Raw genomic sequence first — 12108 nt, forward strand, 5'->3', positions numbered from 1 at the left:
CCGGTGACGAAACCGTCCCTGCGTTTGGCCTACGGCCTTTTGGCCGTCGCTCTTGTGACGACGCACTTCCTCGGCGCCGCCCACGCCCAGAGCTCGCTCGGCATCGGCACCAATGACGGGATGGCGCCCACCACCGGCCCATTCGCCCACATCCTGATGTGGATCAACCTGCGCCAGCAGGAATTCTACCGCGCGCTTGCCGGCGCAATGAAGGCGATGCGCGAGGACGGCAACAAGCTGTGGCTGCTTATCGGCCTGTCCTTCGCCTATGGCGTTTTCCATGCTGCCGGCCCCGGGCACGGCAAGGCGGTGATCTCGTCCTACATGGTCGCGAACGAAGTCGCGCTCAAGCGCGGCATCATGCTGTCCTTTGTCTCGGCCCTGCTGCAGGCGCTGACGGCGATCCTCGTGATGATGCTCGCCTACTTCGTCCTGCGCGGCACCACCATATCGATGACCGATGCGGCATGGTTCCTCGAAGTCACGAGCTTTGTCTTCGTCACCCTGTTCGGCGCCTGGCTTTTGTGGCGCAAGGCCGGCCCCGCTATCCTTCGCCTGTTCGGCGCCAACCCTCCCTACAGCCTGTCGGCGGCCCATGCCGGCCACTCACATGCAGGCCACGCACATACGCATTCAGTGCATGCGCTTCACGCACATGGCCATGACGGTCACGACCATCATCACGGCGCACGCGACCATCACCATGACCATGGCGGGCACGATCACCATCACCATGCGGCGGGCGAAGTCTGCGAGACGTGCGGGCATTCACACGCGCCCGACCCGACGCTGCTTTCCGGCGACCGCTTCGACTGGCGCACCGCCTGGTCGGCGGTGGCTGCGGTCGGTATCCGGCCCTGCTCGGGCGCGCTGATCGTGCTGAGCTTTGCGATGCTCAACGGGTTGTGGTTCGGCGGCATCCTGTCGGTGCTGGCGATGGCACTCGGCACCGCGATCACTGTCTCGATCTTGGCGACACTGGCGGTGACGGCCAAGAACTGGGCGGTCTATTTCGCCGGTGACGGCCGCATGGGCAACCGCATACATTCGATCGTCGAGATCGGCGGCGCAGCCTTCGTCTTCCTGTTCGGGCTGCTGGTGCTTTCGGCCAGCCTGACCGCTGGCGGATGACGCCTTCGCCCGTCCGATCGAACGCGCGTTAGCTAACCGGCAATTTTGCCGTCCAGCTCGTCCTCGATGTGGACGCGGATGATATCGTCGAAGCTGGTTTCGGCGGCAAAGCCAAGCTCCCTCGACCGCCGCGCTTCGAACCGTGTCGGCCAGCCCTTGACGATGGCCCAGATCGTATCGTCGGGCTCCTCGCGGATCAGTTTCACCGCCTCGGCGCCGGCAATGCGTTCCAAGGCCTCGATCTGCTCGCCGACCGTGACGGCGACACCGGGCATCGTCAGATTGCGGCGTGGCCCGACGGCGCTGCCGTCGATCCCTGCTGCGTGGATCAAAAAATTCACCGCGGAGCGCGGGCTGGCGTGGGTGTGCACGACAGAGCGCGGCACCGGCAATATCGCTTCCTGGCCGCTCAACGGCTCGCGGATGATGCCGGAGAAGAAGCCTGACGCGGCCTTGTTGGGCTTGCCGGGCCTGACGCAGATGGTCGGCAGCCTGATACCGATGCCGTCGAAGAAGCCGCGCCGCGTAAAATCGGCGAGCAATGCTTCGCCCATCAGCTTCTGCGTGCCGTAGGAGGTCAATGGCGTCGGGTGGAATTCGTCGGGGATGATGTCCGGGAACGGTGCGCCGAACACGGCGATCGACGAGGTGAAGACGACGCGTGGCGCAAACCCCGCCAGCCTTATGGCATCGAACAGCGCCCTTGTGCCGTCGAGATTGACGCGATAACCGAGATCGAAATTGGCTTCCGCCTCGCCTGACACGACGCCGGCGAGATGGAAGACCACGTCGGGGCGCGACGCGACCAGCCGTTCCATCGCGCTCGCCGCGGCGAGATCGCCTGTATGGATAGTGACACCGACGCCTTCCAGTGCCGGCGCCTGCGGCGGCACGATATCGTGAAGGTCGAGCGCGGCGATCCTCCGGCCGCTGAGCGTTCCGTCCTTTGCCAGCCGGGCGATGAGCTTGCGGCCGACCATGCCTGCCGCGCCGGTAATCAAAATACGCATATCAATGATCCTTTTTACGCTGGCTGCGGCCACGGAGCCAAAACACGACGAAAATGGCCACCATGAAGACAGCGGCAATAACAGCGGCAAGAATGGTCGAGACTCGGCCGACCGCCAGCATCACGGTTGGCAAATAGTAGGCGGCGATGCCGAACAGCAGCAGCACCCAGAGGGCGCCTATCGCCGCGTTGCGCGTGTCGCGATCCATCACGTGGCCCTGACGCGGCGGGAATTCATCAAGTTCGTTACCAATGCCATGTAACTCCCGGTGTCAGTGACAGTGGCCATGATGCGGAGCCGCATCGTGCGGATGGTCGTGCTCGCCATCGTGCCCATCGTGGCTGTCGTGGCTGTCGGCGCAATGGCCGAATTCCGGTTCTACGGTGGCGTGGGCAATGCCATGCTCGGCGGCAAGCCGCTTCTTGATGGCGCTGACCGCTTTGTGAGCATCAACGCCATCGTTGAGGCAGGCATGCAAGGTCGCCATGTTGCTCGACCCGTCGAGCGACCAGACATGCATGTGATGCACCTCGCGCACGCCCTTGACCGTCCCCTCTATGTCCCTTGCGATCAGGTCGCGATCGAGGCTCGCCGGCACGCCCTCGAGCAGGACATGGGCTGCTTCGCGCATCAGCGACCAGGCCGTGGACAGGATCAGCAGCGAGACAAGGACGGACAGGATCGGATCGATAGGCGTCCAGCCCGTTGCCAGGATGATCAGCGCAGCTATGATCGCCGCCGCCGAGCCAAGCAGGTCGCCGAGCACGTGCAGGATGGCACCGCGCATGTTCAGGGTGTCGCGGTCGCCGCCATGCAGCACGAAGAAGGAGCCGATATTGACCAGCAGACCGGCGATCGCGACGACCAGCATCGGCCCGCCGAGCACGGGCGCAGGTGTCAGCAGGCGTTCCCAAGCCTCATAGATGATCCACAGCGCAATGGCGAAGATGGCGATGCCGTTGGTATAGGCAACCAGCGTTTTGACCCGGCCGAATCCATAGGTGAGGCGAACGGTGGCCGGCCGGCCGGCCAGATGAAAAGCATACCAGGCAAGGCCGAGCGCGATACAATCGGCGAGCATGTGGCCGGCATCCGCCAGCAGAGCGAGTGATCCGGTGAACAGACCGCCGAGCGCTTCCACGACCATGAAGCCGGCGGTCAGGCAGGCTGCGATCAGCACCCGTTTCTTGTCGGTCGAGCCGTGCACAGGACCGGCGCCGTGGCTGTGGTCATGCCCTTGCGAACCATGGTCATGGGTGTGCGCCATCTGCGAACTCCTGTTAGAGCCTAATCCATCCCGGCAGAATCGTGATGGAGGCTTTATCTTCCTGTTTGACCATGATCTTGCCCGAACCGAGGTCAGCGCAGCAAAACCGGCTTCCACTTTCGGGATCATGGTCCTTCTTGTTTGACCATGATCTTGCCCGAACCGAAGGTCAGCGCAGCAAAAACCGGCTTCCACTTTTCGGGATCATGGTCCTTCTTGTTTGACCATGATCTTGCCCGAAAACCGGCTTCCACTTTTCGGGATCATGGTCAGGCGCCGAACTCGGCGCGGAAATCCTCGAGCCGTCGCTTCTGGCGGCCGTCGCCATCGAAATTGGCCGGATCGAGCCATGCCTCATAGGCTCTGCGTAGGGCCGGCCACTCCTTGTCGATGATCGAGTACCACGCGGTATCGCGGTTTTCGCCCTTGACCACAAGATGCTGGCGGAAAATGCCCTCGAACTTGAAGCCGAAACGTTCCGCCGCGCGCTTCGACGGCTCGTTGCGGTTGTTGCATTTCCATTCGTAGCGGCGATAGCCAAGCTCGTCGAAGATGTATTTCATGAACAGAAACTGCGCTTCCGTCGCCGCCGGCTTGCGCGAGATCAGCGGCCCCCAATAGATGTTGCCGATCTCGATCACGCCATATGCCGGATCGATGCGCATCAGCGTCTGGCGTCCGGCGACCTTGCCGCTGGCCTTGTCGATGACCGCGAAGAAGAGCGGGTCTTCGCTGGCTTCGGCCTTGTCCAGCCATGGCTGGAAGGCGGCGCGGGTCTGCGGTGGATAGTCGAACAGCCAGGCGAAGCGGCCATCGATATCGGGCACCGACGAGGCATCGAACAGGCCGTCGCCGTGCTTTTCGGCGTTGAGCGGTTCCAGCCTGACAGTGCGCCCCTCCAGGACTTTGCGTTCGGGCCGCGGGCGCGGTTGCCAATTCTTGAGATTTTCCGACACCCAAAGCTCCATTCCGTTTGACTTTTGTGAGCGGACGCTCACAAAAACGCTCGCTCGGTGAAAGAACCACACGGACGGGAAAAATGCTCCACACGATTTCGGCCTTCGATCGTCTCGGCGAGGAAAACGCCTTCGCGGTGCTGGCTCGTGCCACCGCGCTCGCCCATCAGGGCCGCGATATCGTCAATCTTGGCATCGGTCAGCCCGACTTCAAGACGCCGCAGCACATCGTCGAGGCGGCGATCAAGGCGCTGCGTGACGGCCACCACGGCTATACGCCGGCCAACGGCCTGCTGGCGACACGCGAAGCGGTGGTGCGGCGCACGCTGACCACCACCGGGGTCGAGGTTTCGCCCGAGGCGGTGATGATCCTGCCCGGCGGCAAGCCGACCATGTTCGCCGCGATCCTGATGTTCGGCGAACCGGGCGCCGAGATTCTCTATCCCGATCCCGGCTTTCCCATTTATCGCTCGATGATCGAGTTCACCGGTGCTGCTCCGGTGCCGGTGCCGATGCGCGAGGAGAATGGCTTTGCCTTCTCGGCGCAGGAGACGCTGGCGCTGATCACGCCGAAGACCAGGCTGCTGATCCTAAACTCGCCGGCCAACCCGACCGGCGGGGTTACCCCCCGCGCCGAGATCGAGAAGCTGGTCAAAGGACTGGAAGCACACCCGGACATCGCCATCCTTTCGGACGAGATCTACGAGGTGATGACCTATGACGGCGAGACGCATTGCTCCCTGCTGAATTTCCCTGAAATCCGCGACCGGCTGATCGTGCTCAACGGCTGGTCGAAGACCTGGGCGATGACCGGCTGGCGCATGGGCTGGTCGATCTGGCCGAACGGCGACAAGGGCGCCCACCTCTACCACAAGGTGCGCAAGCTGGCAGTCAATTGCTGGTCCTGCGTCAATGCCCCGAGCCAATATGCCGGCATCGCCGCCATCGACGGTCCGCAGGACGACGTCGACAAGATGATGCGCGCCTTCGACCGCCGCAGGAAGGTCGTGGTCGAAGGGCTGAACGCCTTATCAGGCGTTTCCTGCATCACACCGAAGGGCGCGTTCTATGCCTTCCCCAATGTCTCAAAAACTGGCTGGAAGGCCAAGAAGCTGGCGTCTGCCTTGCTTGAGGATGCCGGCGTGGCGCTGATTGGCGGACCTGATTTCGGCATTCTCGGCGAAGGCTATATCAGGCTGTCCTACGCCAATTCCGAAGAGAACATCCTGCGCGCGCTGGAGCGGATCGAGGCGTTTCTGGGCAAGTGAAGACAAAACCTATGACCGCGAAAATCGAAATCGATTTTCGCTGGGGATCATGCGCAAATCAAAGTGCTACAGCGCTCATTGCGCGTCCGGCGAAAGAATTCACGACCGAAGAAAGGTGACGTCAGATGTTTTATGCCATCCTCGCCTATCACGTGGAAGAAGTGGTCGCGGCGCTGACGCCGGAGGAGGATGCGGCGCTGATGACCGACCTGCTCCAGATCAACGAACGGCTATACCGCGAAGGCTCCCTTGGCCCGGCAGCGCGGCTCGGGGCGACACAAGACGCGTGTACCTTGCGCGGGCCGGGCGCCGGAATGGTCATTGACGGGCCTTTCGCCGAGACCAAGGAGCAATTGTTGGGACTTTACGTCGTCGATTGCGCCACGCGTGATGCCGCGATCGCGATTGCGCGCGACCTACGCCGCGTCAATCCAACCGCCGTCTACGAAATCCGCCCCATTTCGCTGTATCTTCCCGGCGTGCCGCTTTCGGCTACTCAGTCTTAGACCGCCGTCGAGTCTTCGAGCGACTACCCTCGCCCGACATACGGCATCTTCGTCGCCATCACGGTCATGAACAGCACATTGGCGTCGAGCGGCAGGCTGGCCATATGGACGACGGCATTGGCGACCTGCTGTACATCCATCACCGCTTCGGCGGCGATGGAGCCATTGGCTTGCGGCACCCCGACCGTCATCGCCTGCGCCATGTCGGTCAAGGCGTTGCCGATATCGATCTGGCCGCAGGCGATGTCATAAGGCCGGCCGTCCAGCGCCAGCGTCTTGGTCAGCCCGGTAATGGCGTGCTTGGTCGCGGTATAGGGCACTGAGCCCGGCCGCGGTGCGTAAGCCGATACCGAGCCGTTGTTGATGATGCGGCCGCCCATCGGCTGCTGCCTGCGCATGGCGCCGAAGGCGGCGCGGGCGCACAGGAACGAGCCGGTGAGATTGACCCCGACGACTTCGTTCCACACCTCGACGGGGATCTCGTCGATCAATGTCGACTTGTAGCTTGTGCCGGCATTGTTGAAGAGCAGGTCGACACGCCCGAAAGCCGCCGCCACGGTCTCGAACATCTCGTCGACCTGATCGGCCTTGCTGATGTCGCAGGCGACCGCCAGCGCCTTGGCTTGTGTCGATCCGGCGTCGGCGATCGCCTTGTTCAGCACCGGCTTGCGGCGTCCGCAGAACACCGTGTTCCAGCCGGACCTGAGGAGCGCCGTAGCGACGGCTTTGCCGATGCCCGTGCCGGCGCCGGTGACGATGGCCGTTTTGTAGTTTGTCATAACTGTCCTCCTACAGCGCCGCGTGTCCGCAAGGACGCTATAGCAGCTTGATTTCGAGCAATTTGATTTTGCGCATGATCGCTTCCAAAAATCGATTCCGATTTCGGGTTATGCGCCAGCCGGCTTCAACAAAAGGGCGGCCATTGGCGGCCGCCCTGATCTGAACCGGACTTGGGAGGAGGAAAGCCGATCCGACTACCTAAAGTTATGCGCTTCCTGGGTAAACGAGACATTAACGCGAGAGCGGCGCCCGGATTGCCGCCCCCCGCGGCCCTGAAGCCTACCAGCGCGAGCTGGCGGTTGCCTTGTCCGACTCTGGCGCCCCTGACTCTGGCGCCCCTGACTCCGGCGCCCCTGACTCCGGCACCCCTGACTCCGGCACCTTTGCCGCCGGTACCTTTGCCGCTGACACCGTCGCCTCGACATGGTCGACCAGTGCGTCCGGCAGCCCGAGGCGGCCGGCGAGCAGATCGAGATAGCCGCGTTCGGAACGCGTATCCGGATCGATGGTGAGGCGCGAGGCGGTGTAGAGTTCGAGCTTCTGCGCGTCGGTTTGGGCGCCGGCGACCAGCGTATCCAGGTCGAGCGGCGTTTCCAGCTCCGACATCAGGAACTTCTCCGCGTCGGAGCCGATGCCCGAGAGGCTGAGCTTGCCGGCGATCTTTTGCCGTTCGTCGTCGTCGATATGGCCGTCGGCCTTCGCCGCCGAAATCATCGCCCGCACCAGCGTCAGCGTGAATTCGTCCTCGCCTTGCGGCGCTTGCGAGGGATGGAAGCTGGTGTCGGCGGGCGGCGGCAACAATTCCGGCGAGCCGGCTGCGGCCATTTCCGCAGGCGCCTTGCCGTTCTTGTAGTTCTGGTAGGCCTTGTAGGCGAGACCGCCGATCATGGCTAGGCCGCCCAGCTTCACCGCAGTGCCGGTGACCTGACGGCCAGCGCCGGTTCCGAGCAGCACCGCGGCCAGTGCGCCGGCCGCCAGCGGATTGTCCTTGGCCATCTGCACCGCCTGACCCCCTTTGTCGCGGACGGTCGACCCCGTTCCGGGAATTTGCGAGCCGAGCAGATCGTCGAGGAGCTTCTTGGGATCGAACATCAATGCCTCCAGAATTGGCCCGGCCGAACGTGGACGGGCGGGTTTTCGGACGTTGAAGAGGTAGGCCCCCCATATTGACATTACAATGACCGATGAGCGCTTTGCCAATGATGGCGGAAACGAGATGATGTCAGGATCTGCCGTCTCCTAACGCATCGGCCCGAAATGCAATGTGTTGCAGCGTAATTTGTGCGTCCAGCGGACGCACGTCGCTCTAACGTCCGATGTGCGGAGCCCTGCCTTGCGCTTCTGCAAGCTCGACCTGGCGCTGACGCTCGGCGTAGCGCGCGCGATCCTCGTCGGAACGGGCATCGAAGCAATGCGGGCATGAGATGCCGGCGGCGTATTTCGGCGATAACAGGTCCTGCCCGATCAGCGGATGCCGGCAGGCGCGACACAGTTCCGCCTCACCCTCGACCAGCCCGTGCGACACCGAGACGCGCTCGTCGAAGACGAAGCACTCGCCCTGCCAGAGGCTCTGTTCGGCGGGCACCTCTTCGAGATATTTCAGGATACCGCCCTTGAGATGGAACACATCTTCGAAGCCGAGCGACTTCACATAGGCCGTTGCCTTCTCGCAGCGTATGCCGCCGGTGCAGAACATGGCCACCGTCCGGCCGACGAGCTCGGCCCGGTGCTGCTCGACCCAGGCCGGGAATTCGCGAAAGCTCGTCGTGGCGGGATCGACCGCGCCCTTGAAGGTGCCGATCGATACCTCGTAGGCATTGCGCGTGTCGATGACGATCGTGCCGGCATCCGAGATCAGTGCGTTCCAATCGGCCGGTGCCACATAGGTGCCGGCGCTTGCCGCCGGATCGATATCCCTAACGCCCATGGTGACGATCTCGCGCTTCAGCCGCACCTTCATGCGGTGGAACGGCGTCTGCGCGGCGCTGCTGTACTTGACCTCGAGACCGGCGAGACCTTCGATGGATTGGAGATGATCGATGAGCGCGGCGATGTCAGCTTCGCCGCCGGCGACCGTGCCGTTGATGCCCTCATGCGCCAGAAGCAGCGTGCCCTTGATACTGCGTCCGCAGCAAAAGGCGGCGAGTGGTGCGCGCAACGCCTCGAAGCCGTCGAGCCGGGCAAACCTGTAGAGCGCGGCAACGCGGAAAGGTTGATTGGGCAGTGTCATCGCCGAAGCCACTAAACGCTCATGAAAGCCGATTCAAGGCTGACGCGTGGATCAGCCTCTCCCTGGTGGCTTTGACGGCCGGTGCTGACGGCATTGCCGGCAGTGCGTGACATCGCGACACGCTTCGTTTCGTGGACAGAAAAACGGCCTTCTGCTAACCGGTTGAACGGATCAATACCGGAGAGACGACAATGCCCAGCAAGACCGAAAAGCTCCTGTCGCTCCTCAACGGCCAACCGGTAATCCCGGTGCTGAAGATCGCCAACGTCGCCGATGCCGTGCCGCTGGCGCGTGCCCTGGCGCGCGGCGGCCTGCCGGCGATCGAGATCACGCTGCGGACAGCTGACGCGCTGGAGGCGATCCGGCTTGTGGCAAGCGAAGTCGAGGACGCCATCGTCGGCGCCGGCACCATTTTGGACGCCCGCCAGTTCGGCGAGGCGGCAGCAGTCGGCTCCAAGTTCATCGTCAGCCCCGGCATCACCCGCGAGCTTCTGGCGGCGGCGAAGGACAGCGACGTTCCCTTGCTGCCCGGTGCCATCACGCCGGGTGAGATCATGGCCGCCCGCGAGGCAGGCTTGCGTTTCCTGAAATTCTTCCCGGCGGAACAGTCGGGCGGCATCGCGTCGCTCAAGGCATTCGCCTCGCCGCTGGCCGATGTGCAATTCTGCCCGACCGGCGGCATCACCGGCAAGAACGCCGCCGACTATCTGAGCTTGCCCAACGTCATCTGCGTCGGCGGCTCCTGGGTGGCGCCGGACGATTTGGTCACGGCCGGCAGGTGGGACGAAATCGAGGCGTTGGCGCGCGCGGCGAGCAAGCTCGGGCGGTAGAGAAACTCTTATCCCCAAGCCGACTGGCTGCATCGCGGCGTTTGTTTGCGAACAGCAAAAAGCCGCGCGGGTTGTCCGGCGCGGCTTTGTTTTGCTTGGTCGATCCGCTACTTGGTCTGGAAGCGGGCTACCGACATGAACTTGACGGCATTGCCGGTGAACCGGTTGGCGTCGGCCAGCTGATCGTTCGGCTGGAAGCCCGCGGTGTAGACCTCGGTCGGCGGCGTGTGCACGATATTGTAGGCATAGCGCGGCGCCGTCGTCGCGCTGGAGACGGTGGCGACATTCTCGCCGCTGTTCAATGCCCAGCGCGCGGCCTTCGGCTCGGCGGCGACCACCACGGATTTGGGACCAGGCTTCAGGTCACGGGCGGTTGCCCTGGCTGCCTTGCGGGTGGTCTTCACACCCGCACCGATCGCCGCGGCCGGATCCGAGCCGGCCGGACGGGTAAAGACAGCCTCGCGCGGCGATGCGGCATTGCCGTTCGCCGGATCGCTGAGAATCGAGCTCGGCTGGGAGAGCGAAGCGACCTGGTATTCGTCGGTTGCGCTGACCCGCTCGAGGACGGCCTTGACCGCATCGGATTGAACCTGGTCCGTCTGGGCCAAATCGGGCCGCTCCAAGTCGGGCTGGGCCAAATCAGGCTGGGCCAAGTCAGGCTGCGCCAGATCGGGCCGAGCCGACGGCAGCACCGGGAACGCATCGGTAGCGGTCTTGCCGTGCCCGGCCGTATCCGCCAGCGCCAGAAGCACATCCTTGTCCTGCGGCGCAAGGTCGGCCGCTGCAAGGTCGGACGGCAGCGAGTGATCGGGACGCCAGGTCGGCAACGGAATGTTGTTGGCCGCAACCTGCGCCGCATCGGCGACAGCGGACGGCTCGGCCATGCCGAAGGGAGCGCCTGCCGGCGCTTGCGCGGTCGCCACCGCCTGTTCAGTGGTGGCAGTGGCATCCGCCACGCCGAACGGAACGTTTTCGGGCGGCTGAGCGCCGACATCGGTCTTCGGACGCGGGGCGAAATCAGGCAGCGGCACACTGCGCGCCGGCAGCGCCGCGATGATCGTTTCCGGCGTGTCCTCCTCCGGTTCCGGAGCAGGCGCATCGGCGATTTGCGGAATCTCGGCGCGCTTCGCATCCTGAGGCGACACGATGGCAATGCCCGGAAGCTTGCTGTTCTTGGCGGCCGGCGCCGGCTTCGCGGTCGCCAGCTTCACGCTCTTTGACTTCGGCGCTGGCGCGGCTGCCACATCGGCGCTGTCATCGGCCTCGTCTTCACCGCCGCCGAAGAAAGCCGCCAGCAGACCACCGGACTTTTTGAAACCGCCACCTGCGCTGGCCAGTTCGATGGCGGGAGCGCCGGCGCCCTTGCGCGCCTTGTAGGAGGCGAGCGCCTGTGAATAGCCGGGCAGCGGCTTGCCGTCGCTGGGCACATGCAGCGTCTTGCCATTGGGGAACACACGCGCCAGTTCCTGGCGGCTGATGCCCGGCCAGTGGCGCACATTGCCGACATCCATGTGGACAAAGGGCGAGCCGGACCTCGGATAATAGCCGACGCCGCCGCCCTGCATCCGCAGACCGATGTCGCGCAGTTTCTTCAGCGGCACGCCGGGAATGTAGAAGTCCATGGCCTTGCCGAGCATATGCTGGCTTTTCTTGGCGACGCCCCTGCTGCGGCTGCGCAGCATCGAGTTGGTGGACGACGAACGATAACCGCAAACGACCTGGATATAGTCGGTGGCACCGCTCTGCCGGTAAGCCTCCCAGACCAGGTCCAGCAGGCGCGGATCCATCTTGGTCGGCTCGTTGCGGCGCCAGTCGCGCAGGATGACGTTGATCTTTTTCAGACCCGCCTGGTCGTAGCGGCCGCCGCGCTTGAAGACGATCTCCGCCTTCTCTTTGGTGTGGAGGTTATAGAGTTTCAGCGAACGTGTCTGGGCGCTGGCGCCGGTCGCAGCCGCTGTAAGGAAGCCAAAGGCGAGAATCACTGCTGCCAGCCATCTCGGCCAGACGCTCATGTGATAATGCCGCCCGTTTGTGTGTCGTTCGACTTTGTTCAAATCAAAAGGCCTTGCAGGCTGCCGTTTGTCCCCGGATTTGACCAACGGATGCGGTGGTGTTCGCATCCGAATATCG

The 12108-nt window shown here is 63.7% G+C and carries 12 protein-coding genes; 4 read left to right on the forward strand and 8 right to left on the reverse strand.

What is annotated here, in order from left to right; translation table 11 throughout:
• Positions 1 to 3: 3 nt before the first annotated feature.
• Entirely contained in the window at positions 4 to 1131 is a 1128-nt protein-coding gene (locus ACWTU7_RS22055) for a nickel/cobalt transporter (protein WP_455840230.1), read from the forward strand.
• Positions 1132 to 1163: 32 nt separating this feature from the next.
• On the opposite strand, the gene denD is transcribed toward ACWTU7_RS22055, so the two are convergent.
• The 4 genes from denD to ACWTU7_RS22075 form a co-directional block, all read right to left on the reverse strand.
• Positions 1164 to 2141, reverse strand: coding sequence for a D-erythronate dehydrogenase (gene denD / locus ACWTU7_RS22060; RefSeq protein ID WP_455840231.1), 978 nt, complete (start codon positions 2139 to 2141; stop codon positions 1164 to 1166).
• Position 2142: 1 nt separating this feature from the next.
• On the reverse strand, positions 2143 to 2349 hold the full coding sequence (locus ACWTU7_RS22065) for a hypothetical protein (RefSeq protein ID WP_029349698.1): 207 nt from the start codon (positions 2347 to 2349) through the stop codon (positions 2143 to 2145).
• A gap of 63 nt (positions 2350 to 2412) precedes the next feature.
• The gene (locus tag ACWTU7_RS22070; protein ID WP_455840232.1) at positions 2413 to 3408 is read right to left on the reverse strand and encodes a cation diffusion facilitator family transporter; all 996 of its coding nucleotides are present in this window, start codon (positions 3406 to 3408) and stop codon (positions 2413 to 2415) included.
• 269 nt (positions 3409 to 3677) lie between these two features.
• Positions 3678 to 4364, reverse strand: coding sequence for a GNAT family N-acetyltransferase (locus tag ACWTU7_RS22075; protein WP_095517269.1), 687 nt, complete (start codon positions 4362 to 4364; stop codon positions 3678 to 3680).
• 83 nt (positions 4365 to 4447) lie between these two features.
• On the opposite strand from ACWTU7_RS22075, the gene ACWTU7_RS22080 reads away from it, so the two are divergent.
• The gene (locus tag ACWTU7_RS22080; protein WP_455840233.1) at positions 4448 to 5632 is read left to right on the forward strand and encodes a pyridoxal phosphate-dependent aminotransferase; all 1185 of its coding nucleotides are present in this window, start codon (positions 4448 to 4450) and stop codon (positions 5630 to 5632) included.
• 125 nt (positions 5633 to 5757) lie between these two features.
• On the forward strand, positions 5758 to 6138 hold the full coding sequence (locus ACWTU7_RS22085) for a YciI family protein (RefSeq protein ID WP_029349689.1): 381 nt from the start codon (positions 5758 to 5760) through the stop codon (positions 6136 to 6138).
• Between the two features lie 23 nt (positions 6139 to 6161).
• Here the strand turns inward: ACWTU7_RS22085 and ACWTU7_RS22090 are convergent, their stop codons facing one another.
• From ACWTU7_RS22090 to trhO, 3 genes are all read right to left on the reverse strand, one after another.
• Entirely contained in the window at positions 6162 to 6917 is a 756-nt protein-coding gene (locus ACWTU7_RS22090; protein ID WP_455840234.1) for an SDR family oxidoreductase, read from the reverse strand.
• 280 nt (positions 6918 to 7197) lie between these two features.
• Positions 7198 to 8010 carry a tellurite resistance TerB family protein gene (locus ACWTU7_RS22095; protein WP_455840235.1) on the reverse strand — a complete coding sequence of 271 codons (813 nt, stop codon included), beginning with the start codon at positions 8008 to 8010 and terminating at the stop codon, positions 7198 to 7200.
• A 214-nt stretch (positions 8011 to 8224) separates the two neighbouring features.
• Positions 8225 to 9148: an oxygen-dependent tRNA uridine(34) hydroxylase TrhO gene (gene trhO, locus ACWTU7_RS22100; RefSeq protein WP_455840236.1), complete on the reverse strand. Its 924-nt coding sequence runs from the start codon at positions 9146 to 9148 to the stop codon at positions 8225 to 8227.
• 191 nt (positions 9149 to 9339) lie between these two features.
• Between trhO and ACWTU7_RS22105 the strand changes: the two genes are divergently transcribed.
• Positions 9340 to 9978 (forward strand): 2-dehydro-3-deoxy-phosphogluconate aldolase, encoded by a 639-nt coding sequence (locus tag ACWTU7_RS22105; protein WP_455840237.1) that lies wholly within the window; start codon positions 9340 to 9342, stop codon positions 9976 to 9978.
• Positions 9979 to 10085: 107 nt separating this feature from the next.
• On the opposite strand, the gene ACWTU7_RS22110 is transcribed toward ACWTU7_RS22105, so the two are convergent.
• Positions 10086 to 11990, reverse strand: a complete 1905-nt coding sequence (locus ACWTU7_RS22110; RefSeq protein WP_455840238.1) for a DUF882 domain-containing protein — start codon at positions 11988 to 11990, stop codon at positions 10086 to 10088.
• Between the last annotated feature and the right edge of the window lie 118 nt (positions 11991 to 12108).

The organism is Mesorhizobium sp. BHscii, from assembly GCF_053848065.1.